Raw genomic sequence first — 25,238 nt, 5'->3', positions numbered from 1 at the left:
GTCTTCAAAACTTGGTGACTTTTTGAGGGAATGCTGAGGTTCTTACCATCAGTCCCATCCAGGCTTTTCCCACTGAATTCCATGGTTGATCCATTGACAATCTTGCTGGTTGATGATTCCCAGATAGATCGAACCACCTATCGCCGATATCTGGAGTCAAATTCTCAGTATGAGTATCAACTCATTGAAGCTGAGACGGGTCAAGATGCTCTATCCATCTGCCAGATCCATCTGCCAGATGTGATTTTGTTGGACTATTGTCTCCCAGAAATGGATGGGTTAGAGTTTCTCGACCAATTGGGTCAGCAATATCCAGAAACGCAACTTCCCGTTTTGATGCTGACGGCTTATGGGAATGTTGCGATCGCGGTTGAGTGTATTAAACAGGGAGCTCAGGATTACCTGGACAAGGATGGGTTGGACCCGAATCTGCTGCGTGACCGAGTGCAACGGATTCTCGATCAGGCCCGACTGCAACGCAATCTAGTCTGGCAACAGCAACAGCAGCAACTAATCAATAGTATTGCACTGAAAATTCGGCAAACGCTTGATCTGCAAACAGTCTTGCAAACAGCAACAGTGGAGATTCAGCAGTTTCTGAAGGTCGATCGGGTGCTGGCTTATCAATTTTCCCCAGAGATGACGGGCACGATCGTGGCCGAGTCTGTGGCTGCAGGATGGACAGTCTCCATTAACCAGCAGATCGAAGACACCTGCTTTCAAACGGGTGGCGGAGTGGAGTATGCCCAGGGCCGCAAGCGGGCGATCGCAAATATTGAGGAGGCTGGACTGACCGAGTGCCATGTGGATATGCTGCGGCGCTACGAGGTCAAAGCTAATCTGGTGGTGCCCATTCTACTTTGCGAAGGGGTTGATCGGAGTACGATCAACTGCATAGGTCCCCTCTGGGGGCTGTTGATTGCCCACCACTGTCAGGCTCCCCGACCCTGGCAAGACGCTGAACTGAATTTATTGGATCAGTTGGCGGTGCATCTGTCGATCGCCATTCAGCAGGCTGAGCTGTACCAACAGACTCGCCAGGAACTGGCAGAACGGCTGCGGGCCGAGGCCGATCTACGACAATTGAATCAGGAGTTAGAACAGCGGGTTCAAGAGCGGACAGCCCAACTGGCCAGAACCAATCACGACCTGCGAGCAGAAGTACTCAAAGGGCTGCAGATTCAGGAACATCTGACTGAACAGTCCCAATTGCTGGATCTGGCCCACGACACGATTATGGCCCGGACTCTGGATGGCCGCATCCTCTTCTGGAACCAGGGTGGAGAGCAGACCTACGGTTGGACAAAGGCTGAGGCGATCGGGCAAGTTTCCCACATCCTACTTCAGACTTGCTTTCCTCAGCCTTTAGAGGAGTTGGAGGCGCTTTTACTAGCACAAGAATACTGGCAAGGAGAACTGATCCATACCGCTAAGGATGGCACCCCGATTACGGTGGACAGCCGCTGGGTGCTGCAACGGGATGGTGCAGGCAACCCGGTTAAAATCCTGGAAATTAATAACGATATCAACGAGCGCAAACGGGTAGAAGAGCAGATACGGATTAGCGCTGAACGAACCAGTCTGGCCAATGCCGAGATGGCCAGAGCGGCCCGGTTAAAAGATGAATTCCTGGCTGCAATGAGCCATGAATTGCGCACGCCCCTGAATGCCATCCTGGGTATGTCCGAAGGCTTATTGGAGGAGATCTATGGTGGCTTGACCCAGGGCCAGCGCGATTCTCTCCGAGTGATCGAACAGAGTGGTGAGCATCTGTTGGCCTTAATCAATGACATTCTGGATCTTTCAAAAGTTGAGTCTGGCAAAATGGACCTGGAGATTGGGTTTGTTCAGGTTCAGGATCTCTGTGAAACCAGTCTCAATTTTGTGCGTCAGCAGGCTCATCAGAAGCGCATTCATCTCAGTTATGAACTGACGGACAACCCGGATGAAATTGCTCTGGATTATCGTCGGATTCGCCAGGTGCTGATTAATCTGCTCAGTAATGCCATCAAATTCACTTCCGAAGGAGGCCGGGTGCTGTTAACCGTCCGCCTTAATCTGGACCAGGAGGCGATCGAATTTATAGTCGCCGATACAGGCATCGGGATTGCAGCGGCAGATATGGGCAAACTCTTCCAGCCTTTTGTGCAACTGGATAGTAGCCTTTCCCGTCGATACACAGGGACGGGGCTGGGGTTGGCTCTGGTCCGTCGGATTGTGGAACTTCACGGGGGTAGTATTGCTTTGACCAGCGAGATTGGCAAAGGGAGCTGCTTTACGGTGATTTTGCCCCGACAGGTAGGTTTCGCTGTGCCCCAGGGCGTCCCGGCTCCCCCCTCTAGTACTCCGCTGGATGGTCAACTGCAACAGGCTCTGGTGGTGGAAGATTCAGAAGCTGCAGCTAACCAGGTTTCCCGTTATCTGGCTGAATTGGGTGCAATCGCCATTGTTCACCCTATTGGAGAAGGGGTGGTGGATATGGCCATTAGTACTCAACCCGATGTCATTATCCTGGACATTCTGTTGCCCGATCGCTCCGGGTGGGACGTTCTAATGGAATTGAAAGCCAATCCTGCTACAGCGGCGATTCCCGTCATCGTCATTTCCGTGGTGGATGAACGGTCCCATGGGTTGGCTCTGGGAGCAACCGATTATCTGCTCAAGCCCATCACACGAGAGCACTTGCAGACCGCCCTGAATCGAATCCTACGAGTGGCAGGCAAAACAGAAGACAAAACAGCTCTGGTGGTTGCCCCTAACCGTCTGCTGGATCTGCCCTTGATATTACTGGCTGAAGATAACGAAGCCACGATCGTAATGACCCTGGATTATCTGCAAGCCAATGGAGCCCGGGTCGCGATCGCCCGTAATGGCCTGGAAGCTGTGCAGTTTGCCCGACAATACAAACCAGTTCTCATCCTGATGGATATCCAAATGCCGGAGATGGATGGGCTGGAGGCAATTCGTCAGATTCGCTTAGATCCGGAACTGAAGAACATGCCGATCATTGCTCTCACGGCTCTGGCCATGCCTGGAGATCGAGATCGTTGTTTCTCTGCTGGCGCTAATGAGTACCTGGCTAAGCCTGTGAGTTTGAAGCAACTCCTGCGGATCATCAAGCAGTTCGTGAAGACTTTGCCGATCCCCTAAACTTGGAAGAGGTTCTGAGATTGAGGCTGTAAAAGTCCCCTATGGATGGATAGGCTGTATTTTGAGTTGTTTTCATACCTTCCGTATGATTGATTAGGTACAATCTTGAGGTATTTCCCAGGGGTCTGACCTGCCAGAGCTAAGGGATTTTACTTGAATTGACCTGGAGTAGGGTGGCAGTCCATCCCCTTTGTAAAGACTTGAGCCGTTACTGATGTCCCGAAAGGCTACAGTCCTCGTTGTAGATGACGAACCCAGCAGTTTTGCTGTCGTCAAAACCCTTCTAACACCGGAGGGGTATGACTTGGCCTATGTAGCCAGTGGTGAAGCAGCCCTGCTTTGGCTAGAAACGGCCCAGCCGGATGTAATTTTGCTGGATGTGATGATGCCCGGTATAGATGGTATTGAAACCTGCCGTTGCATCAGAGCCAACCCAGATTGGTTACACATTCCCATTCTGGTGATCACAGCCCTCAATTCTAAAGATGACCTGGCCCGTTGTCTGGAAGCCGGAGCCAATGACTTTCTCTCAAAACCTGTGAATCGCCTGGAACTGCGAGCCAGAGTTCGTTCCATGCTGCGGATTAAACAGCAATATGAGGCGCTGAAAATGTCTCTGCAACTCCGTCAGGATATGGCCAACATGGTGGTCCATGATCTGCGGAATTCGATCGCCTGTGTCATTATCGCCAGTGAATTTTTAATTGAACGTCAGGTCTTGCAGGATAAAGACCTGGACCGGCTCCAGCGTTTGCATGCTGCAGGCCAGAAATTGAATTCCATGGTGAACGATCTGTTGATCCTGGCCAAAATGGAGTCGGGCGCATTGCTGCTGAATCGCACCGAGATCGATCTGCATGCGTTGGCCAGCCTGGTGGTTGCAGAGTTTGCCGAGATCACGGGTGCGCGGCGCGTCAGCCTGGAAGTCTCGCTGCCAGAACCGGGACATTGGATCTCTGGAGATGCCAATCTCTTGCATCGTCTGATCGAAAATCTTCTTTCGAATGCTGTTAAGTTTTCACCCTCCGGCGGAATGGTTATCCTGCAGATCGAATACCCCTCTGCAGGGGATAACCCTAATACCCCTGTCGGTCAGGCCCTGATTCAGGTCAAGGATCAGGGCAAGGGAGTGCGAGAAGAATTGCGCCAGCAAATCTTTAATAAGTTTGAGACTGGGGATATCGCCAAAGGGACGACTCAAATTGGTTTGGGGCTGACCTTCTGCAAATTGGTCGCCGAAGCCCATGGGGGCCGAATTTATGTAGAGCCCAATGCTCCCCAGGGCTCCATCTTCACAGTTGAAATCTAGTGGGTCATTTGGCTGAAACATCCCCCTCACCCTCATCCCTTCTCCTCAGGGGCTACTGTGTACCCATAATCCCCTCCTGGGAGGGGGAGGGGTGGGTTCAACGCTCCTGCTCCCCTTCCTAGACCCACCCCGGCCCTGCGGGCCACCCCTCCCGAGAGGGGATTTCACGCGAGTCTGCTGACTTGAGCCAACCTTTTCAGAGATCTGTATCCGCAGTAGCCTCAGGGGAGAAAGAGGGCCTGATTGAAGTCCCTTTCCCGCTGAGAAAAGGATTTAGAGCCAGGGCAACTATGGCTACAACTGTCGCCAATGACTGCCTAGAGAGGCAGGCTGGGAATCGCCTTCAGGACAAAGATTTTCTCAACCACCTCTTCCACCACCTTATCCGGGGTTGAAGCACCTGACGTAATTCCGATTACGACTTTTCCATCTGGTAACCATTGGTCTACCACTTCCAGATCCCGTTCCAGCGGTTTGTGCTGGATGCGATTGCCAGGGCCAATCCGATCGGCACTGTCAATGTGATAGGAGGGAATGTGATAGTCCACAGCAATTTCTTGCAAATGGGTGGTGTTGGAAGAGTTAAATCCCCCAATCACCACCATTAAATCCAGCTTTTCTTCCACCAGTTGGAACATGGCGTCCTGCCGCTCCTGGGTGGCATCACAGATAGTGTTGAAACTGAGGAAGTGGCGATTCAGGTTCTGGGGACCATACTTTTTCAGCATGGTGTGCTCGAAGAGTTTGCCAATCTGCTCTGTCTCGCTTTTGAGCATGGTGGTTTGATTGGCGATGCCCACCTGATCCAGATGCAGATCCGGATCAAAACCAGCAGAACAGGCTTTGTGGAACTTCGCCATGAATTCCTCCCGATCGCCACCCTGCAGAATGTAGTTACAGACATACTCCGCCTGAGCCATGTTGAGGACGATCAGGTACTTATTAGCAAAGGAACTGGTGGCAATGGTTTCTTCGTGATTGTACTTGCCGTGGATGATGGAGGTATAGTCCCCTTTCTTGTGCTTTTCCACCGTGTTCCAGACCTTGGAGACCCAGGGACAGGTGGTATCTACGATCGTACATTTCAGTTCATTGAGCAGTTGCATCTCCTGCACGCTGGCCCCAAAGGCGGGCAGGATGACGACATCGCCAGGGGTCACCCCCGAAAAATCTTTCTGGCCATCCACGAGGTCAATAAACTCCACCTTCATGTCCCGCAATCGCTGATTGACAGAAGGATTGTGGATAATTTCGTTCGTAATCCAGATGCGCTCCTGTGGGAAGTGCTGGCGGGTTTCGTAGGCCATCGCCACGGCCCGTTCCACCCCCCAACAGAATCCAAACGCTTCTGCCAATCGGATGGTCACATCGCCCTGTTGCAGGGTGTAATTGTTTTCCCGAATCTTCTGCACCAGACCACTCTGGTATTCCGATTTGAGCTGACCAGCAACGTCTTCATCGTGGCCAAAGCCCTTGCGGTGATAGAGTTCCGATTCATGCAGCGATCGCTTAAAGGCTTTTGTATCCATCCTAAACCTCACCCGTCTCCATCGTTGGGATCATTCATCACCCCCCAGTCCTTCTTGATCATAGGACAATTCTTCTCCCAGAGAGCCAGGTCTGTTGGTTGATCAATATCCTGTAGGGGAGGTAACAGGGTCATGGTCAGGTGCAGGGAGGCCCCGATCGTTAGGGTTTGGGCCAAAACCTGTTCCGTGCTCCAGGAGATGCCCTGAAATAGTTCTGGCATGGGAGTCCGGAGGCCAATCAGGTAGTATCCCCCATCGATCGCGGGTCCCAGAACCAGATCCTGTTCCGCCAGGAATTGAAATGCTTTGGTTAAGTGCTGCACCGTCACGGCTGGACAATCCGTGCCCATAATGACGACTTTGCCAGCTCCTGTTGCGAAAGCCACGCGAAAGGCATCAGCCATCCGATCGCCCAGATTGCCCTGGCTCTGCTGCTGATAGTTCAGATCAGGGCCGAGCCAGGTTCGCATGAGAGGTTCATCTCCCCCAGTATAGGCGACGGTTATTGTCAGAGGATGTTGCTGCTGAAAGGTTCTAGCCGTAGCCAGGGTCTGTTCAGTCAACTGACGATGCAGGTCTGCTGCGCCTTGAGGACCGATCGCTGGAATCAGTCGGGTCTTAGCTTTACCGGCTTCAGGATAGCGGGTGAAGATGATCAATTGGTGGGTCATAGCTTCTCTATCGCATGGGGGCCAGGTAGATGTCAAACTGGATTGGGTGCAGGATTGATCTGTTATTGTTCCACTGCCCCGTGCAAGCTCTGGGGAGAAGATGACCCATGAAGTCCTATTCAGCCTATTTCGTTCGTCTCAGTTCCATGGAGGAAGCACGATCGAGATTCAGCACGGTAGAGCCGATTGCGGATTCACCTTGGCTGATGTGCGACTTTCGCAAAGATGCCCCACCACCTGACGATGAGGTGTTGGAGGGGCAAAAAAATCTCACCCAGGAAAAATCCCGACGGCTGGGTGAAATACTCTTCGTCTATGGGGATACGTCAGTCGATGGGTTTGTTTATGAACATGCCTGTGATGGAACGCTGCTCCGTAAACTGGTCTGGTTCCCGCTCCTGGACGATGATTGGACTGCGGGCTGGTTGTGCGCAGACGGGGAGCCAGAGCCATGGGAAACCGCATTGTTCCGTGAGGACAGTCTGGCCCGCTTCCTGGAAAATGAGCGCCAACGACTGGAGGATGAGGGCATGGAGGATGCATTTCCAGAGCGCGAAGCCGAAATTCGGGAAATTTGGAGCGCGAAGCAAATCATGGCCGGAAAGACCTTCCCCAGTTGTGATGGAACAGTTGCACTGCTTGTGGAGCAGAGTTACGGTATCCAGCGATCGAGATAACCCGAAGTCAGAATTCAGGCTTTCTTCTGACTTCCAGGGGAATTAATCAGTGCCCTCCTGAAGTTGGGTGGCAATTCGTTCCCCAAACTCCGGATCTGTATTCGCCAGACTCAAAAGTTGCAGATATTCCTGGCGGGTCAGTCCAGCCTGCTCAATGATCCCATAGGCTTCAGCTTCAATATCCTGCTGAATTCTGAGCGATTCCAGATCAGTTTCGGAAGCCTGCAGGTCTCCTTCTCGCCGTTCAATCAGCTCCAGCACCTGCAAATAGGCGCGGACAAACTGGCTGATCTTTTCTGGGGCAATGCCGTTCGAGTCAAAGCTCCTGAGACTGGAAGGGGGCGACTCTGGAGGAACTACACCATCATTCGAACTGACCTGGGCCCAGGCCATCGGGGCCGCCAGCAAGCAGATTAGACAACTAATCCAGAGGCCCTGCAAAACCTTTTGCCATAGTGTCCGACCCATCATCGTATGCATTTCTCAATGAAACATTGCTGAAATCTGGATTGGCTCAGCCTTTACTGCAATCCACCATCACTATTTTTAAACTTTGAGCCCCTAACTTTAAACTTTGCATGCTGAGTATTTCTCTCTATAACAACCCGGTCGGATTCCTTAAATACCGATAGAATTAAAAGATATTGAGTATATATACAGGGATTGGTATAGGGGAAAGGCTATGTCTAGTATCGAGTCTCAGAATCAGGGAGGTACTCTCTCCGATCGAGAACTAGAAGTGATTGAGCTGGTTGCAGCAGGTCTCACCAATGAAAAAATTGCTGAAAAATTAGCAATTAGTAAACGCACTGTTGATAACCATATCAGTAATATTCTGACCAAAACAGCTACTGATAATCGAGTCGCTCTAGTACGCTGGGCATTGCAGTGGGGCAAGGTTTGCCTGAATGAAGTAAACTGCTGTACCCTGCCCCAACGTGGGGAAGAATCTGGTGCTTAACGGGAACCATCGTCATGATACAGATTACTGATCAACAGCGATTGACCCTCTGCTGTCCCAGCCTGCCCCTGGCGGTTTACCGTGAAGCTGAAGCCCATTTGCGCCAGGTCAATGGTGTGGAAGCAGGCTTACTCCCCCAAACGGCTCAGCAGTTCAATTACCGCCAGAGCCAGATCGGCGGCCTCTGGATTGAGTTTCATGACTCGATCGAAGCGGCCAGTCGAGCCCGAGTGGAACAGATTTTGGCTTACTATAGCGATCGCTATGGGGACTGGCAGGATTGCAGTTAGTCAATGCCTTTAACCTACCTCGGTCCTGCGGTCCACCCCTCCCCAGAAGGGATTTGACCCATGACAGATGACCCATGACAGATGACCCATGACAACAATTCAAGCAGTACGGGGCACCCGTGATATCCTCCCTGACCAGGTTTCCTATTGGCAGCGGGTAGAGACTACCGCCCGCGATATTTTGACCAAAGCAGCCTACCGGGAGATTCGAACCCCGGTTTTTGAACTCACTTCCCTATTTGAACGGGGGATTGGTGAGGCAACGGATGTGGTTGGCAAGGAAATGTATACCTTCCACGATCGGGATACACCCCCTCGCTCCCTCACCTTACGTCCGGAAGGAACTGCAGGCGTGGTGCGGGCTTTCATTGAAAACAGTCTGTTTGCCCAGGGTGGGGTGCAGCGACTCTGGTACAAGGGACCCATGTTCCGTTACGAAAAACCCCAGGCTGGTCGGCAACGCCAGTTTCATCAGGTGGGCCTGGAGTTGTTGGGCAGTCCCAACCCCCGTGCCGATGCGGAGGTGATTGCGATCGCAACCGATCTCCTGCAATCCCTGGGTCTGCGGGATCTGCAAATGCGGCTCAACTCTGTGGGCGATCGGGTCGATCGGCAACGCTATCGAGATGCTCTGGTTGCCTATCTGACCCCTTTTCAGGCTGATCTGGACCCAGATTCCCAGAACCGCCTCACCCGCAACCCGCTCCGAATTCTGGACAGCAAAGATGCACGCACCCAGCAGATTGCTCAAAACGCTCCCAGTATCCTGGATCATCTGTCACCGGAGTCGCAGCGTCACTTTGAGCAGGTGCAACAGCTCCTGACTGATCTGGATATTGCCTATCAGCTGGATCCCTGTCTGGTTCGGGGGTTGGATTACTACACCCACACAGCCTTTGAGATTCAGTCGGATCATCTGGGGGCGCAGGCGACGGTTTGCGGCGGAGGCCGTTACGATGGCCTGGTATCAGAACTGGGTGGCCCAGAGACGCCAGCGGTGGGCTGGGCGATCGGTCTGGAGCGGCTCATCTTGCTGTTGCAGCAGGCCCAGCCTGTGCCGACCTCCCAACCGGATTTTTACCTGGTCTGCCGGGGGGAGAAGGCAGAAGCCCAGTCTCTGGTTCTGGCCCAAAAACTTCGTCATGCCGGGTTCTCGGTAGATCTAGATCTGAGTGGCAGTCCGTTTGGGAAGCAATTCAAACGGGCCGATCGGAGTGGAGCCGTTGCCTGTCTGGTGCTGGGAGATGCAGAAGCGGAAGCCAAAACTGTACAGGTGAAATGGTTGCAGTCGGGCGAACAGCAGCCCATGTCTCAAGCTGATTTACTGGCCATGCCAGAAATCCTCCGTTCCGAGATTACTGTAGTCCGGCAGGTGACCGCCCATGACAGCGTCTAACCCACTTCCTTCCGGGCTGTTCTGGGGATCCGTCTATCCCTTTCAGGCGATCGCCCTGATCAGCCGTTCACCCCAATTCTGGGGCTATATTGTGATTCCCATTCTGGTGAATATCGTCGCAGGGATCCTACTCTACACGGGTCTCCTGATTCCGACACTACAGGGAGTCGATGCCCTGATCTTGAAGCTGCCCACTTGGGCTACCTGGCTAGGGCTGATCTTGCGGATTTTACTGGCAGGAGGGCTGTTCCTGGCAATTGGATTTCTCCTGACCCAGTTTGGGGTGATTCTGGGTGCACCCTGGTACGGCAAACTGGCCGAAAAGATTGAACACCATCGTACTGGCCAGTTACCTCCAGCGGAAGCCCAGGGCCTGGGTTCGATCGCCTATGACCTTGGACGAGCCCTGCTGTTTGAACTCAAAAAAATCCTGCTCATCCTGGGAGTTGGGGGATTGCTGCTAACGCTTGGGTTCCTGCCCATCCTTGGCCCCCTTGCAGTGACGTTGGGTAGTCTGGGGCTGTCGGTCACGATCGTCTGCCTGGATTTTTTCGATGCCTCCCTGGAACGTCGCCGTTTGAGCTTCCGGACCAAATTGGGGTTAATTCGACAGGCCCTACCAGCCAGCGCCGGGTTTGGTCTGGTCTGTCTGGGGCTGGTCAGTTTGCCCTTGCTGAACCTGTTCACTATTCCCCTTTGCGTCGTTGGGGGGACCTTGTTTTTTTGCGATCGTATCCGCCCTCACCTTCCTGGATAAACCCATATAGACGCGCTAACCCGCCAGATGGGTGCTGCCGCGTCTATATGGGTTGGGGATCAATTCTGGCAGATGGGCTTAAAGGCTTATGCTGTAAACCACTTCCGCTTCTGGCCTTTGGGCATGGGGAGTCCATGACTATTGTGAAAATCCTGAAGCACCTTGTAGGTCAGACGGCGAGAAACCTGGCGCACTACCTGACGCAAGAGATGGTCTCCCGTACTCTGGATGACTGACAGAGGCAGGGCGTAGATAAATCGAGGAAATTGAATCGTCACCATGAGATCCAGTTGCCATTCAACGCGGGTCACTGTCGGGGTCCCTGCCTGGGCATCGGCTGAAGCGACCTCCACCAGTTCCATAGTGGCTTTGAAGTCCACGTCGTAGCCCGGAGCTGTATAACCAGGAATAGGAATCGTCTCAATCCGGTAGACGCCTTGCTCCTGCGGCAGCAGATTCAGGCCAATTTTGGGCTCAACTTCATAGCCAAAAGAACCATAGCGCCCGATCACCAGTGCATATCCATAGCACCCGAGCGGCTCAGCCTTCATTGGATGGGCACAGCGGCGGAACCAATTCTGATGTTCATCCAGATACTGGGCTACTGTACCCGCATCCGCAGACATCTCCATGGAATCAATAAACTGGCTCTGAAACCGAACAGGCTCGCTCACTCTGGCAGCTTCTGCAAGGATCAGAGTGTCATTATCCGCATCTCCTGTCATAACATTCAAGAGCGCTTCTGATATCTGATGAGACTCGATCTGCGATTGTACACTGGATTGCATACTTCCTGTCCCCGTTGGTTACTGATTCTGATTTCCCACCTGACTACTTAGAATAACGGTTACTCCCTCTGCCCAATATGCCTAAGATCACCGAAGTTGCGTAAGTTTTCTCACGAAAGATGGGGGATCTCGCGGAGAGACAGAAAAATCTTCCCGTTATTGGTGTGGGGGCGGTAGACATGATCTACAACAGGTAAAGATACCTTTCCTATCGTCAAGAAGTCATTATGAAAGCATTTGTAGCGGGGGCAACCGGTGAAACAGGACGGCGAATTGTGGCAGAGCTGGTACAACGCCAGATCCCGGTACGAGCCCTGGTCAGGAATTTAGAGCAGGCTAGACTACTGCTCCCAGCGGAAGCAGAGTTAGTCCAGGGAGACGTTCTGCATTTAGAGAGCCTGAATGCAGCTCTGGGGGATTGTAATGTGGTTCTTTGCGCGATTGGAGCCAGACCCAGCCTTGATCCCACCGGACCTTACAAAGTGGACTTTGAAGGGACCAAAAACTTAATTGATGTGTCTAAGGCCAGAGGGATCAAACAGTTTGTCCTGGTCACGTCGCTGTGCGTCTCGCAGATTTTCCATCCCCTCAACCTGTTCTGGCTGATTCTGATCTGGAAGAAGCAGGCCGAAGAGTATCTAAAGAAAAGTGATCTGACCTTTACGATCGTCCGTCCTGGTGGTCTCAAGAATGAGGATAATGATTGGCCCATCCTGATGGGTGCAGCAGATTCTCTATCGGAAGGGAGCATTTCCCGCACCAAGGTTGCTCAGGTCTGTGTAGAAGCCCTGGTACAGCCGACAGCCCGGAATCGCATCGTGGAGATTGTCGCCACGGCTGAGGCTCCCCAGAAATCCCTGGCCGCATTGTTTGCTGGGGTGTAATTCCAGCAAGGGGTTAACTAGGCCCCAGTGAGAGAAAAGGAGCCAATCCTACTTGGGTTGGTCCAATTTTTTGCCGGGGGGTTTGTCCCTAGGCAAGAACCGATCGAGGGCAGTTTTCAGTTCCTCCAGTTCCTCCTCGATATTGCCCTCGGCAGCTGCCCGTACAATACATTGCGTCAGGTGTTCGTCCAGGATCATCCGGGCAATGCGATCCAGCGCTCCCCGAACAGCAGCAATCTGGATCAGGACATCAGGGCAGTTTTCGCTCCGCTGCACCATAGCCTTAATTCCCCGGATATGCCCTTCAACCCGAGAGAGGCGATTGACGATCCGGCGTTGAGAATCTTCGTTGTGAACATGGGTGTGATGAGAGGACGCAGATGCAGGCTCGTGATCCTCATGATTGTGAGGGTCATGAGGGTGGGAGTGGTCTGAAGCGGCGGCAATCTTTTCGAGATTGGATGCATCTGAAGTCAAATCACTGACCGGCTTGGAGATGGTCATGAATTCAAAAGAGAGCCCAAAACGGTACCAGAATTGTACCTCATCCTCACTGAATTTGTGATTAAGGCGGCGGTTGTCAAGTAGGGTCTACCGTCCCAATTTTCTGACCCCAATCTTCTGAAAGGAGTGGCATCATAGCGATAATATCTGTCTCTTCGAATACTTGCTGTTGGGATTAGAGCTATGCAACGGTTAGACTTCCTCTCCCTCTTGCGTCGGATGGCCACGCATCTGTTCTCTTTGCTGTTGGGGGTGGTACTGACAGCCTCCTTCCTCCTGGCTTTCCCCGTCCAGGCAGGTGTTGAAGCCCCTCTGGATAAAAGTTCGGAGTCAGTTGCAGTGGCCCCGGAGGGTATTCCGATCGCCCGCCCGCTGACTCCTAGTATGGGGCCAACCAGTTTTGTTACGGCTGCGGTGAACCAGGTAGGAGCAGCGGTCGTCCGAATTGATACAGAGCGAACGATTACCCGGCGTAACGTTGATCCCCTGTTTGAGGATCCTTTCTTCCGGCAATTCTTCGGAGACGATCGTTTCTCTCGCATGCCCAGAGAAGAGCGGCTCCGGGGCCAAGGTTCGGGTTTCATCATCGATCGCAGTGGCATTGTGTTAACCAACGCCCATGTAGTCAATGGTGCCGATAAAGTGACCGTAACCTTGAAGGATGGCCGCATCTTCAAGGGAAAAGTGCGGGGCGCAGACGAAGTCACCGATCTGGCAGTGGTGAAGTTGGAAGGGGTCAGTCACGATCTACCGGTTGCGACCCTGGGAGATTCCGATCAGGTCCAGGTCGGAGATTGGGCGATCGCAGTCGGCAATCCAGTTGGGCTGGACAACACCGTTACGCTGGGTATTATTAGCACGCTGCACCGGTCTAGTGCCCAGGTGGGTATTCCCGACAAACGGCTGGACTTCATCCAAACTGATGCAGCCATCAATCCTGGTAACTCTGGGGGACCACTGTTGAATGCCCAGGGAGAAGTGATTGGGATTAATACTGCAATTCGGGCAGATGCCATGGGAATTGGATTTGCCATTCCCATTAATCAGGCTAAAGCCATTCAGGATCGGCTAGTTCGGGGTGAACGGGTGGCCCATCCTTACCTGGGGGTGCAGATGGTGACCCTGACTCCAGAACTGGCCCATGAAAATAACATCGATCCAAATTCGGCCTTCCTGGTGCCTGAAATTGAGGGGGTTCTGGTGGTGAAAGTACTGCCCAATACTCCTGCGGCCAGTGCTGGGCTGCGTCGAGGGGATGTGATCACTCAGGTGGACGGTAAGAGCATCCTCAAAGCTGATCAGCTACAGACCCTGGTGGAATCCACTCGGGTCGGTCAGACCTTGCAGGTAACCGTACAACGGAGCGATCGGGTCCAACAGATCACGGTTAAGACTGGCGAATTGCAGGATGCAGCTTAAAGGCGCGGGATACACCCGATCAATCGCTCTTTAAAGATTCAACAAAGTTCTGGTCAAGCTGTGATGAAGGTTAAGACAGCACTAGAGGAGATCAGGCGTTCCCGCCTCACCTCCTCCGACTCTCTATGCAGTTAGAAGTCAAAAATGTAACTTCGGGTCGATAAACTTCTGATAACGTGATCGGGGCATACTAAGGGGAAAACAGCCAAAATGGGAGGACAGCCCCGGTTCGCTTCGGATACGCTGAAAGCGTCTGGCTGTTCCTCTGCCGCTATCGCCAGGTCATCACCCCCATGCAAGACTCCAATCCGATTCAATCTGCTCTGCAGCAACTGATTCCACCTCGCAAAGGTGCCCTCCCTGCCGATGGCCTCTCTGCATCGGTGTGGCAACGCTTGAAAAATGCTGAAATTACCTGCGAGGAAGCGCTGAAGCTGCTGGTTAGCGATCGGGGAATCGTCAATCTGGCATTGCTAGATGCAGAGGTCAGCTATCGCTTCTGGCGTGAGTTTCCCGATCGAGCCAGCCTGCCCCCGGTCATTCCCCTGCTCCTGTGGCGCAACTGCTTTTACCTGGGCAGTCCCCAGACCCTTTCCCTGGACACCATTCGCAGCCTTAGCGATCGCACCTTCACGAATATCAAGGTCGTTCCCATCTCTGATAAAAGCTATCGCTCCTGGTACCACAAGACCAACTTTACGGAAGGCAGGATGAACGCCGCTCCCCTGATCAATCCCCTCACGGGTGAGTTGGAGCAGGAGGATATTGGAGAGGTGACAGAACTCTATCTCTCGAAGGCCGTAGACCAGATCAGCCGGATCAAGACCATCATCGCCGGAGCCCTGCGGAACCGGGCCAGTGATATTCACATGGAACCCACCACCGAAGGGCTGCGGGTTCGCTACCGAATTGATGGCATTCTGCGAGATATCACCACCCTGCCTCTGGAAATCAGTCGGCGGGCGATCGTGGCCCTGAAGGTGATGTCAGAAATGGATATTGCCGAAAGTCGGCGGCCCCAGGACGCTCGCCTGGGAGACAAGTATACCTCCGGCGAAACAGATATTGGGCTGGATATGCGGGTTAGCACCCTACCCTGTATGGGGGGCGAAAAAGCGGTGATTCGCCTGCTGCCGAGGGAAAATCCCTTTTCCACGATCGAAGAATTGGGCTTTACCTCCAGAACTCTGGAAATCTATCAGCGCTGGCTGCAACAACCCCAGGGCATGATTATCTTCACCGGTCCCACTGGTTCTGGCAAAACCAGCACGCTTTATACCAGCCTCCAGAGTGTAGCAACAGAGTTTGTCAATGTGGTGACGGTCGAGGACCCGGTAGAATACGTGCTCCCTCGCATCACACAAACCCAGGTTCACGAACAGGCAGGCATGACTTTTGCCGCTGGCCTCCGGGCAATTCTGCGTCAGGACCCAGACATTATTATGGTGGGGGAAGTGCGGGATCATGAAACGGCAGAGACAGCTGTCCGTGCGGCCCTCACAGGTCACCTGGTGTTGACGACCCTGCACACCAACGATGCCATCAGTGCCATTCCTCGCCTGAAGGATATTGGTCCCGATCCAGGATTGCTCAGTGATGCGTTGTTAGGAATTGTGGCTCAGCGTCTGGCCCGTCGGGTGTGTCCTCACTGCAGCGAACCCTACAACCCTACCGATAGCGATCTGAAGGTGCTGGGTCTGGATCGGGATCAGGCCAAGCCTGAGAACTGGCGAAAAGGTCGGGGCTGTGCCCGCTGCTTTAACTCTGGTTTTCTGGGCCGGGAAGCCATTATTGAACTGCTGGATGTGGATGATACGGTGCGCCAGTTGATCTACGAAGGGACGATTACCCAGTTACACCGCTATCTGAATGAGATCAGCTATCCTTCTTTCCGACTGGCTGCGATCGAAAAAGTGACCGCTGGAGCCACGACCATCTCCGAAGTGCTGCGAGTTCTTCCCCATAGTGCGCTCTACCGCCGACCAGTTCAGGTTCCCCATGCTGTGGCTGTGCCCGTACCAAGCCATCTGCGCTTAATTGAGACCAACCAGCAGGAATGCTAAAGCCTAATTTGGCCGCCCTAGCAGACAGTGCCCACCCTACTTGCTCTCGTCAAGGCGTTGCATGCCATCCCTCTGAGCAACCATAATGGACTAGAGGTGTTAGAAATAATGCCCTTCAAACAATTGACGTGATGTCGGAGCAACCCCATGGCAGGAATTCACGGAACACCTCAAGGTGATCGTCTGGAAGGTACGGATGAGGGTGATGTGATGCTTGGTTACGCAGGCAACGATATCCTGGTTGGTAAAAAAGGAGATGACATTCTTCACGGTGGTCTGGGCAATGATCAGTTGCTGGGCCATGAGGGTGATGACTCCCTGTACGGGGAAGCAGGCCACGATCTCCTAGATGGAGGGCCGGGCCACGATCGACTCTTTGGCGGCGACGGCGACGATGTTCTGATCGGAGGCCCCGGGGATGATCATCTGGATGGGGGTCCGGGGGATGATATCTATATCTATGCTCCAGGGGATGGGGTTGATGTGATTGAAGACCCGGCTGGAACAGATATTCTGATTCTGAAGCAGATTTTCTCCCATGAAGTTCAGGTCCAGCTTGGAGCCCATCAGCGCTATCACGTATCTTATCGGGGAACCGTCATCGCCAAAATGCGAGGTGTGGAGTACATCGAAACCGAGGATGGCCGCTTTCCCATCAGTCACTGGCTGTAGCCCCAGCCACAAAATGGACCCGTCTCCTGGCTGGCAATTCGACGAACCTGTAACCATGGGGGATTGGGCTTCTGGCAATTTTGCCAGTCATTGCCCCCAGCACTAATTGTTAGGAACCCATAAAGATGTGTTCCGAAATAGGGCGTTCGGTATTTAATAAACTTAGGTCCATAACTCAGGAGTTTGGTGCGATGAGCCATTCCTCGCTACCCGCCGATGATCAGCCCTCCCATTCCTCGACAGAGGACAGACTGTTACGTCGTCAATTGGAAGAATCCATCGGCAAACGATTTTATGAAACCTGCGATGGTGTTATCCAGGGCTTGCTGACCCGCTGTGAGTGGTATGTAACGACCAGTGCTCAATCCCTAACACTGGTCATTGCCTGCCCCGATCATGGATTAAATTGGCAGATCCTGAATAACATTACTGCTATCGCAGCAGGCTTGGAGGCATTCTCTGACAGCGCTCGCATTCGCATCTGTCCTCCGGCTGGGTTAGGGGCTCCTTACGAGATGCGAATTGACGAAGTTTTTCTGTACCAAGATCCCCACTGAATCAGGAGCCATCTGACTGTCTCCGCTAGCATCCGTACTGGGCGCGATAATTCTGGCGAGCCATTTGTTTCCCTTCCTCTGCGGTCCAACACCTGACTGGTTGCAGGTCCGGCACTTCAGAAAAGGGAAGTAGATAGGAAGGGTCTGTCAGGATTTGGGCGATCGTTGCGGCAATAGTTTTGCAACAACTGTTGGCCTGCCGCATGGCCTGCTCTTCACTAAACCGAATCACAATCCAGCCGCGATTCAGGAAAAAGGCATTACGCTGTCTGTCTTTCTCAGACCCCCGGTAGTGGAGGGGGTCCGCTTCCCCATGGCGGTAAGGCTCATCAATTTCAATATCCAGACAAAGGCTAATCGTGCGATCGACATAGGCAAAATCAGGGGTATAAGGGTGGGAGTACCCAGGGATTGTCAACGCCAGCCCAGTGTAGATTTTGTCTGGAAAGTAGCGCCGCAGATATTCGCCAAATTCTCCCTCACTGCGTCCTCGCAGCGCGGCACTCTTGGTCCTGTCGGGAAGTACGGTTTGGCGCAGCACCTGCAGCAACAGGGCCTGCCTGTGAGGATACTGAGGTGCGGCAGATTTGATGCTATCCAGCGTGAGCTGGTACTGATGTTTCTGTTCCGCAAAGACCAGTAAAGCCCGATCGTAAAGCTGCCGCTGTTGCTGATAGTGCCGTTGCCGCCGCCTGTACCGATGTAATCGTCGGGGAAAGGACTGGAGTTGGAGCAACATCAGGCTAAAGCCCAGCACCACAGCCGGAATGGGTACGAAGATTAGCAGGGTTGGGCTGGTGGGGGGATACAGGATCATCAGCAGGGCCGTGGCCAGAAACCCCAGGCTGAGAATGGTTAAACTAGCTTGGATGACCCGCATCTGGTTCCAGCGGCGTGGCCTGCGCCCGGGGGGCCTAGGGGGACGGGGCGGCTGCGGGGCTCTCAGTCCCGGTGGAATGGGGAATAGTGTCACATCTACTTGAACTTCTCTGAGGGCTGCTGGAATCAGAATGATGGGAAACTGTTCCATGGGGTCATGGCTCATGGCTCATTGGATTATTTCTGTTCAAGGATTGGGCCAGTTTAGGTGGCAGAGCAAGGGATATGCTGGTGAGGAGGGAGAAGCCCAAAGCATTGCCTTGGTAGAAGTACCGCAGCCATGCATCAATCAGAGAGAGGGTGCAGTATGGTAGGGCTTCCCAGGCAGGCTTGATCACCCTCTGCTGCTGTTCTCCATTGCCCATTCCCTATCCCTGCAAACGATGACCCCAGATTGGCAAATCCACGATCGGTTTCTGGAATTACGGTCTCGCTGGATGACCCTGATTGGAGAACACCTGCTGACAGAGACGGGTGAACAACTGGAATACTGGCGGGTGGAGCGGGCGGATTCCGTCATCATTCTACCCATCCAGGCCGATCGTCTGCTACTCCCCCCGCCTGCCTACCGTCCTGGGGTGGGTCACTGCACCCTTGATTTTCCTGGTGGTCGCGTGCCCACAGGCCAAACAGCAGCAGAGGCCATTCCGGGGATTCTGCAGCGGGAATTGGGTCTGCCCCCCCAGATGATTGAGGATCTCCAGACCCTTAATGTAGAGGGCTGGCCGATCAACAGCTCCTTTTCCAATCAGAAACTGTTTGGCTTTGTCGCCGAAATCCACCCAGATGTGCGGTTATCCCCTGAATCCATTGGGACTACCGTCCTGATCACTGAGGGCGGAATCCAGGACTTACTACAACACCTGACCTGCCTACAATGTCGTGCGGTTCTGCTGGAATGGTGGCAGCGGCATCCAGGACTTACTGCTTAGATAAACACGCGATGTTGCAGACTGGGCATTTGACGCCGAACCTGATCCAGACGGGTGAAGTCGATCGCCGCGATCGCAATCCCCGGCATATCTCCAGCATCAGCCAATACGACTCCCCAGGGGTCAATAATCATGGCATGACCGTGGGATTGACGCATGCTGTTATGTTTACCTGTTTGGGCCGGGGCGATGACGTAACAGGTGTTCTCGATCGCCCGGGCCTGTAATAGAACCTGCCAGTGATCTTTGCCGGTATAGGCCGTAAAAGCCGCTGGGACAAACAGCACATCTGCTCCCATCTGGGAAAGATGGCGGTACAGCTCTGGAAACCGGACATCGTAACAGACCGATAACCCCAGATTACCCAGTTCTTTGGAAGGATAGACTGGGGGCATTCGCAGCCCTGCCAGAACGGTGCTGGATTCCCGATAGGTATTGCCATCGGGCAGGTTGACATCAAACAGGTGAACTTTTTCGTAGCGGGCCAGTTCTTCTCCATTTGGCCCCAGCAATAAAGCCGTATTGAAGACTTTATTGTGCTCCACAGGAACCGGAAACCCTCCCCCCAGGATGGTGATCTGAAATCGCTGGGCCATCGTCCGGAGAAACTTACCACTCTCATGGGCGATCGCCTTTGCTTGCTGCAACTTGACTTCTTCATCGCCCAGGAAGGAGAAGTTCTCTGGCAGGGCCACCAGTTCAGCACCTCGCCGAACCGCCAGATCGATAAGCTCCTCTGCCTGCGCCAGATTCTTCTGCAGGTCAGGTACACTATTCATTTGAATTGCAGCAGCCAGATAGGACTTCATAGAAAGTTGACGATTTACGATACAGGGGTGAGCGTTACCGATAAATTTTCTTGCTTTAAAAGCACGGAGTGCAAGTTTTGCAGAAATCTCCCTTTGCTTTTCAGAACATCTGAACTATGCTGGGAGCTACAATAAATAAATGATTCGTAATGGTTTTGCAGCAAGACTTGCCAGCTATCGATCAGATAGCCTTCAGGTCCTTAAGTAAGATAATACTCAAATATGGCGATCGTCTCTTCCAAAAAACACTCCCCTGCACCAGGCCGCCAACCTGAGGAAAATTCTCTCCCTCTGGAGCTATCCCCTGCCCCCGATCGGGAGGCTCCCCACCAGGCCCCAGCAGAACGGGCCACTCTCCTGGAACCCAGAGCCAGAGAAGAGGAGCTGAGCAAGCAGGAGGAAAAGATCAGGCCTCAGCGGCTGACTGACTACATTGGCCAGAAAGACCTGAAGGAAGTCCTCAAAATTACCATCCAGGCTGCTCAGGCCCGTAAAGAATCCCTGGATCATCTGTTATTGTACGGCCCTCCAGGTCTGGGCAAAACCACCATGTCACTGATTTTGGCCACGGAGATGGGGGTCAATTGCCGGGTCACCACAGCCCCAGCCCTGGAACGCCCCCGGGATATCGTCGGGCTCCTGATGAACCTGCAGGCTGGGGACATCCTGTTTATCGATGAGATCCACCGTCTGCCCAGGGTTACAGAAGAAATCCTGTATCCAGCCATGGAAGATTATCGTGTGGATATTACAGTGGGCAAAGGCCACAGTGCCCGCACCCGGTCCCTGAAACTCCCCCCCTTTACCCTGGTCGGCGCAACAACCCGAGTCGGGGCTCTTACCTCGCCTCTGCGCGATCGTTTTGGGTCCATTCAGCGCCTGCGATTCTACGAACTGGATGAGTTGAGCGCCATTATTTTGCGCACGGCTCGCATCCTGAATACAGCCATTACTGATGAAGGTGCCCTGGAAATTGCCCGCCGTTCCCGAGGCACGCCCCGGATCGCTAACCGGCTGCTGAAGCGCGTGCGTGACTTTGTGGAGGTCAAGGCATCTGGCCAGATTTCCGAGGCCATCGCTGCCGAAGCTCTGGAACTGTTCAATGTCGATCCCTGTGGCCTGGATTGGACCGATCGGCGGCTCCTCAGTGTCATGATTGAGAATTTTAATGGGGGGCCGGTAGGATTGGAAACGATGGCGGCTGCAACTGGGGAAGATGCACAGACGATCGAGGAAGTGTACGAACCCTACCTGTTGCAGATTGGTTATCTGAACCGCACCCCTCGAGGGCGAATCGCCACCCCAGCAGCCTGGCGGCATTTGGGTTATGTTCCACCCGATGGGACACCTTGAATCCGGTATTCACAAATTTGGACGAAGCCATGATCCGGCATATTCTGTCACTGTTATGCAATGTGTTGTTGATGGGAAGTCTGTGGCTGGGTACCCTATCCCCGGTTCTGGCAGAGACTGTGTCAGAACCCAGTGCCTTGATGCAGCAGGTAGATACCCTGTTTGAGCAGGCTTTTATCGCCACGAATCACGCCGATTTCGCCACCGCAGAACAGCTCTGGACTCAAGTCATCGATCGGTTCCCAGAGAATGCCGCAGCCTGGAGTAACCGGGGAAATTCCAGGGTGAGTCAACACAAGCTGGAGGCCGCGATCGCAGACTTTGACCAGGCGATTAAACTGGCTCCCAATGCCCCCGACCCCTATCTGAACCGGGGCACAGCTTTGGAAGGGTTGGGGCGCTGGGAAGCGGCGATCGCCGACTACAACCAGGTCTTGCAACTGGATCCTCAGGATGCGGCGGCATTTAACAACCGGGGGAACGCGGAGGCTGGTCTGGGCCAATGGCAGCAGGCGATCGCAGACTTTCAGCAAGCCATTGCTCTGGCCCCTGACTTTGCTTTTGCCCAGGCCAACTATGCCCTGGCCCTGTATCAGGATGGGCAATTGGAAGAGTCCCTCCGCCTCATCCGTAACCTGGTGCGCAAGTATCCCAAATTTGCGGATATGCGAGCGGCTTTGACGGCAGTTCTGTGGACTCAGGGGCAGGTGGGAGAGGCAGAAAGTCAGTGGGTGTCGGTGGTTGGCCTGGACCAGCGCTACAAGGATATCCGGTGGGTCGCGGAAGTTCGTCGCTGGCCTCCTGCGATGGTGGCGTCTCTGGACAAGTTCCTCAAATTGAAATAGGGATAGATGCAAGACCAGCCCCTTCCCTGTAGACTAAGTTGAGATTAAGGAACTGAAATCAGACTGGAGACTATTGGACGCCACAGGTTCTAGTGGCAGATGATGGTCTGCATTCTATGGACCATGTTAAAGCCCCTGATGCAACGAGAGTCATTCAAAGATCAGATTCATAAGTACTTTGACCAGATCGCGCCGGATTTAGACTGGTGGAACCATCGCAACCGTTATTACTACGGTGATCTGAAGCGATTGCACCAATTTCTCATCCCCCCTGGAAGTCGCGTTCTGGAAATAGGGTGTGGCACAGGAGACTTACTGGCTTCTGTTGAGCCTGCTGTAGGGGTGGGGATTGATTTTTCCCAGACCGTTATTGATATTGCCAGTGAAAAATATCCTCAGTTGCAGTTCCACTGCCTGGATGCTGAGACCCTGACTCCAGAAGCTCTTCCAGCCTGTACCCGCAAGTTTGACTTCATTCTCCTGTCCGGATCATTGGGTTACCTGAGCAACATTCAACTGGTGTTACAACAACTCCAGGTCCTTTGTACCCCTCGGACCCGGTTGATTCTGACATTCCATAATTTTCTCTGGGAACCCCTTCTACATGTGGCAGAGAAAGTCGGGCAACGGCGGCCCCAACCACCCCAAAATTGGCTGTCTATGGCCGATGTCCTGAACCTATTGGCCATTACAGGCTATACCCCGGTCAAGTCAGGGCGTCGGTTTCTCATGCCTAAGCCCATTCCTCTGTTGTCGGAATTTTGCAATCGATACCTGGTTCAGCTTCCTGGCCTCAACCATCTGGGGTTGACCAACTACGTGGTAGCTCGACCCTTCAGGGGGCCTCTTCCGGGCCAGGCCAGTCCATATACCTGCTCTGTGATCATCCCGGCTCGTAATGAGGCGGGCAACATTGCGGGGGCGATCGCCCGCCTCCCGCCTTTGGGCCACCACACCGAAGTTATTTTTGTCGAGGGGCATTCTCAGGATGACACCTGGAGCGAAATTCAACGGGCGATCGCCAGTTATGACGGTTCTTTCACGATCAAAGCCTTGCAGCAAAAAGGAAAGGGGAAGGCCGATGCGGTTCGGCTGGGCTTTGCTGAAGCTACGGGAGATATCCTGTTTATCCTGGATGCGGATTTGACCGTTTCTCCCGAGGAGATGGCGTACTTTCTGGACGTGATTGCAACGGGGCGGGGAGAGTTTATTAATGGCTCCCGATTAGTCTATCCGCGTTCTCTGGAGGCCATGCCCTGGCTGAATACCATGGCGAATAAGTTCTTTGCCTCTGCCTTTTCTTTCCTGTTAGGCCAGCGGCTGAAAGATACTCTGTGCGGTACCAAGGTGCTCTGGCGAGAAGATTACGATCGCATTGTTCAGGGCCGATCCTACTTTGGAGACTTTGATCCCTTTGGAGACTTTGACCTTCTGTTTGGTGCGGCCAAACTGAATCTGCACATTGTGGAAGTGCCAGTGCGATACCAACCTCGCAGTTACGGTCAATCCAACATTGCCCATTTCCGGGAAGGATTGGTGTTACTGCGAATGTGTCTCTATGCCTGCCAGAAGCTGAAGTTTCTCTAAAAAGCCAGCAGATGAGGGCTTTGGTCTGTAACCTTTTACATCAGGGTAAACTGCAGGTGCTATTGTCTTGGAGTACGTCTTGAAGTTTGAGAGCAGCTATGGACTACCCCTTAAAACTGACGTTTAAGCTGTTTTCCTTTGCACCCCAGATTTCTGTCGTGGATGCAAGTGGCAAGCCAGTTTTCTATGTGAGGCAAAAGTTATTCAAACTCAAAGAGGATATTACCCTTTTCGCGGATGAGCAGCGGCAAATCCCCCTCTACTCTATCAAGGCCGATCGGATCATTGATTTTTCTGCCCGCTATCATTTCAAGGATCAAAATGGCAATGAGCTGGGGTCTGTGAAGCGCCGGGGGATGCGATCGCTCTGGACTGCCCATTACGACATTTCCCCAGCCCATACAGAGACTCCCGCCATAACCATTCGCGAGGAAAACCCCTGGGTCAAGGTGGCAGACGCTCTATTTGCCGAAATCCCTATTCTGGGGATGTTTACGGGATATGTATTCAACCCTAAGTACCTGGTTGCGCGCACCGATGGCACTGTGGTGATGCGACTGGAAAAGGTTCCGGCTTTTCTATCCAGAATCTTTACGATTATCCAGGTCAATCAGATGAGTGAGGATGAGGAAAAACAGGCGGTTCTCAGCTTGCTAATGATGTTGCTGCTGGAGCGCAATCGCGGTTAATACCCTGGGCAGGGGAAGGTTAAAAACCTTCCCTCGACAATTACTGTCGGTGCTCGACCTCAATCACGGTGTGGACATTTCCTCGTGGGGAGAAATCACCCTTGACTTTGATCTCCAGGGGATCGCAGGCGGCTACCAGGTCATCTAAAATCTGGTTGACCGATTCTTCATGGGAAATGTAGCGATCTCGATAGCTGTTGATGTATAGCTTCAGGGTTTTTAGCTCTACCACCTTCTGATCGGGTACATAGGTCAATGAAATAGTGGCAAAGTCTGGATAGCCAGAGAAAGGGCACTTACAGGTAAATTCTGGCAGGGTAATGTGTATATCATAACGCCGTCCTGGACGGGGATTGGGGAAGGTAATTAATGCACCTTCTTCGATCAGTCGCTCCCCGTACTTGACATCATTGTTGCTATTGGATGTTGCAGATTCTGTAAGGGTCATATCGGTAGGAACTCCTGGGAGGACAGTGAGGATTGATTTATAACAGGTTAGAGATGCAATTGGTCTGAC

General features: G+C 53.2%; 25 protein-coding genes. 17 read left to right on the top strand and 8 right to left on the bottom strand.

All coding sequences use genetic code 11. From position 1 onward, the window contains the following. Positions 1-81 precede the first annotated feature (81 nt). A complete protein-coding gene (locus BST81_RS16535; protein WP_075599599.1) occupies positions 82-3,150 on the top strand; it encodes a response regulator in 3,069 nt (1,022 codons plus the stop codon). A 214-nt stretch (positions 3,151-3,364) separates the two neighbouring features. Next, on the top strand, positions 3,365-4,459 hold the full coding sequence (locus BST81_RS16530; RefSeq protein ID WP_075599598.1) for a hybrid sensor histidine kinase/response regulator: 1,095 nt from the start codon (positions 3,365-3,367) through the stop codon (positions 4,457-4,459). 317 nt (positions 4,460-4,776) lie between these two features. Here BST81_RS16530 and BST81_RS16525 read toward each other — a convergent pair whose 3' ends face one another. Both BST81_RS16525 and BST81_RS16520 read right to left on the bottom strand, forming a co-directional pair. Beyond that, on the bottom strand, positions 4,777-5,988 hold the full coding sequence (locus BST81_RS16525; protein ID WP_075599597.1) for a 4-hydroxy-3-methylbut-2-enyl diphosphate reductase: 1,212 nt from the start codon (positions 5,986-5,988) through the stop codon (positions 4,777-4,779). A gap of 8 nt (positions 5,989-5,996) precedes the next feature. Further along, positions 5,997-6,659, bottom strand: coding sequence for a TIGR04282 family arsenosugar biosynthesis glycosyltransferase (locus tag BST81_RS16520; protein WP_075599596.1), 663 nt, complete (start codon positions 6,657-6,659; stop codon positions 5,997-5,999). A gap of 107 nt (positions 6,660-6,766) precedes the next feature. On the opposite strand from BST81_RS16520, the gene BST81_RS16515 reads away from it, so the two are divergent. Continuing rightward, positions 6,767-7,336: a hypothetical protein gene (locus BST81_RS16515; RefSeq protein ID WP_075599595.1), complete on the top strand. Its 570-nt coding sequence runs from the start codon at positions 6,767-6,769 to the stop codon at positions 7,334-7,336. 42 nt (positions 7,337-7,378) lie between these two features. Here BST81_RS16515 and BST81_RS16510 read toward each other — a convergent pair whose 3' ends face one another. Then, positions 7,379-7,807, bottom strand: coding sequence for a DUF4168 domain-containing protein (locus BST81_RS16510; protein WP_253188333.1), 429 nt, complete (start codon positions 7,805-7,807; stop codon positions 7,379-7,381). Positions 7,808-8,018: 211 nt separating this feature from the next. Between BST81_RS16510 and BST81_RS16505 the strand changes: the two genes are divergently transcribed. From BST81_RS16505 to BST81_RS16490, 4 genes are all read left to right on the top strand, one after another. Next, positions 8,019-8,297 carry a LuxR C-terminal-related transcriptional regulator gene (locus BST81_RS16505; RefSeq protein ID WP_075599594.1) on the top strand — a complete coding sequence of 93 codons (279 nt, stop codon included), beginning with the start codon at positions 8,019-8,021 and terminating at the stop codon, positions 8,295-8,297. 14 nt (positions 8,298-8,311) lie between these two features. Then, positions 8,312-8,587 (top strand): hypothetical protein, encoded by a 276-nt coding sequence (locus BST81_RS16500; protein ID WP_171974779.1) that lies wholly within the window; start codon positions 8,312-8,314, stop codon positions 8,585-8,587. Between the two features lie 88 nt (positions 8,588-8,675). After that, complete coding sequence (gene hisS / locus BST81_RS16495; RefSeq protein ID WP_075599593.1) at positions 8,676-9,983, top strand: histidine--tRNA ligase; 1,308 nt, start codon at positions 8,676-8,678, stop codon at positions 9,981-9,983. Beyond that, complete coding sequence (locus tag BST81_RS16490; protein WP_075599592.1) at positions 9,970-10,740, top strand: EI24 domain-containing protein; 771 nt, start codon at positions 9,970-9,972, stop codon at positions 10,738-10,740. Before hisS ends, BST81_RS16490 begins: the two co-directional genes overlap by 14 nt. Before the next feature lie 86 nt (positions 10,741-10,826). Here the strand turns inward: BST81_RS16490 and BST81_RS16485 are convergent, their stop codons facing one another. Next, positions 10,827-11,528, bottom strand: coding sequence for a DUF1997 domain-containing protein (locus BST81_RS16485; RefSeq protein ID WP_075599591.1), 702 nt, complete (start codon positions 11,526-11,528; stop codon positions 10,827-10,829). 227 nt (positions 11,529-11,755) lie between these two features. On the opposite strand from BST81_RS16485, the gene BST81_RS16480 reads away from it, so the two are divergent. Continuing rightward, positions 11,756-12,412, top strand: a complete 657-nt coding sequence (locus BST81_RS16480) for an SDR family oxidoreductase (protein ID WP_075599590.1) — start codon at positions 11,756-11,758, stop codon at positions 12,410-12,412. 48 nt (positions 12,413-12,460) lie between these two features. Here BST81_RS16480 and BST81_RS16475 read toward each other — a convergent pair whose 3' ends face one another. Next, on the bottom strand, positions 12,461-12,916 hold the full coding sequence (locus BST81_RS16475) for a metal-sensitive transcriptional regulator (protein WP_083636905.1): 456 nt from the start codon (positions 12,914-12,916) through the stop codon (positions 12,461-12,463). 183 nt (positions 12,917-13,099) lie between these two features. On the opposite strand from BST81_RS16475, the gene BST81_RS16470 reads away from it, so the two are divergent. The 4 genes from BST81_RS16470 (at position 13,100) to BST81_RS16450 (ending at position 17,627) form a co-directional block, all read left to right on the top strand. After that, positions 13,100-14,335, top strand: a complete 1,236-nt coding sequence (locus BST81_RS16470) for an HhoA/HhoB/HtrA family serine endopeptidase (RefSeq protein WP_075599589.1) — start codon at positions 13,100-13,102, stop codon at positions 14,333-14,335. A gap of 293 nt (positions 14,336-14,628) precedes the next feature. Continuing rightward, on the top strand, positions 14,629-16,398 hold the full coding sequence (locus tag BST81_RS16465) for a GspE/PulE family protein (protein WP_083636904.1): 1,770 nt from the start codon (positions 14,629-14,631) through the stop codon (positions 16,396-16,398). 147 nt (positions 16,399-16,545) lie between these two features. Beyond that, positions 16,546-17,070 (top strand): calcium-binding protein, encoded by a 525-nt coding sequence (locus BST81_RS16460; protein ID WP_075599588.1) that lies wholly within the window; start codon positions 16,546-16,548, stop codon positions 17,068-17,070. Between the two features lie 191 nt (positions 17,071-17,261). Beyond that, positions 17,262-17,627: a hypothetical protein gene (locus BST81_RS16450; RefSeq protein WP_075599586.1), complete on the top strand. Its 366-nt coding sequence runs from the start codon at positions 17,262-17,264 to the stop codon at positions 17,625-17,627. 25 nt (positions 17,628-17,652) lie between these two features. On the opposite strand, the gene BST81_RS16445 is transcribed toward BST81_RS16450, so the two are convergent. Beyond that, the gene (locus tag BST81_RS16445; RefSeq protein WP_143780368.1) at positions 17,653-18,672 is read right to left on the bottom strand and encodes a hypothetical protein; all 1,020 of its coding nucleotides are present in this window, start codon (positions 18,670-18,672) and stop codon (positions 17,653-17,655) included. 217 nt (positions 18,673-18,889) lie between these two features. Here BST81_RS16445 and BST81_RS16435 point away from each other — a divergent pair, with 217 nt between their 5' ends. Further along, positions 18,890-19,438 carry an NUDIX hydrolase gene (locus BST81_RS16435; protein ID WP_075599583.1) on the top strand — a complete coding sequence of 183 codons (549 nt, stop codon included), beginning with the start codon at positions 18,890-18,892 and terminating at the stop codon, positions 19,436-19,438. On the opposite strand, the gene BST81_RS16430 is transcribed toward BST81_RS16435, so the two are convergent. Then, entirely contained in the window at positions 19,435-20,247 is an 813-nt protein-coding gene (locus tag BST81_RS16430) for a carbon-nitrogen hydrolase family protein (protein ID WP_075599582.1), read from the bottom strand. The two genes, BST81_RS16435 and BST81_RS16430, sit on opposite strands and share 4 nt — an antisense overlap. A gap of 222 nt (positions 20,248-20,469) precedes the next feature. Here BST81_RS16430 and ruvB point away from each other — a divergent pair, with 222 nt between their 5' ends. The 4 genes from ruvB to BST81_RS16410 all read left to right on the top strand — a co-directional run bounded on the left by ruvB (position 20,470) and on the right by BST81_RS16410 (position 24,721). Then, on the top strand, positions 20,470-21,600 hold the full coding sequence (gene ruvB / locus BST81_RS16425) for a Holliday junction branch migration DNA helicase RuvB (protein WP_075599581.1): 1,131 nt from the start codon (positions 20,470-20,472) through the stop codon (positions 21,598-21,600). Between the two features lie 29 nt (positions 21,601-21,629). Further along, entirely contained in the window at positions 21,630-22,445 is an 816-nt protein-coding gene (locus BST81_RS16420) for a tetratricopeptide repeat protein (RefSeq protein ID WP_075599580.1), read from the top strand. A gap of 123 nt (positions 22,446-22,568) precedes the next feature. Further along, positions 22,569-24,032 carry a glycosyltransferase gene (locus tag BST81_RS16415; RefSeq protein ID WP_083636911.1) on the top strand — a complete coding sequence of 488 codons (1,464 nt, stop codon included), beginning with the start codon at positions 22,569-22,571 and terminating at the stop codon, positions 24,030-24,032. A gap of 98 nt (positions 24,033-24,130) precedes the next feature. After that, positions 24,131-24,721 carry a hypothetical protein gene (locus BST81_RS16410; protein ID WP_075599579.1) on the top strand — a complete coding sequence of 197 codons (591 nt, stop codon included), beginning with the start codon at positions 24,131-24,133 and terminating at the stop codon, positions 24,719-24,721. A 40-nt stretch (positions 24,722-24,761) separates the two neighbouring features. Here BST81_RS16410 and queF read toward each other — a convergent pair whose 3' ends face one another. Continuing rightward, a complete protein-coding gene (gene queF, locus BST81_RS16405; RefSeq protein WP_075599578.1) occupies positions 24,762-25,169 on the bottom strand; it encodes a preQ(1) synthase in 408 nt (135 codons plus the stop codon). Positions 25,170-25,238: the final 69 nt, after the last annotated feature.

The organism is Leptolyngbya sp. 'hensonii' (assembly GCF_001939115.1).
Classification (GTDB): Bacteria; Cyanobacteriota; Cyanobacteriia.
The sequence above is the reverse complement of the archived record's forward strand: the minus strand, read 5'-3'. Positions and strand labels throughout refer to the sequence as shown.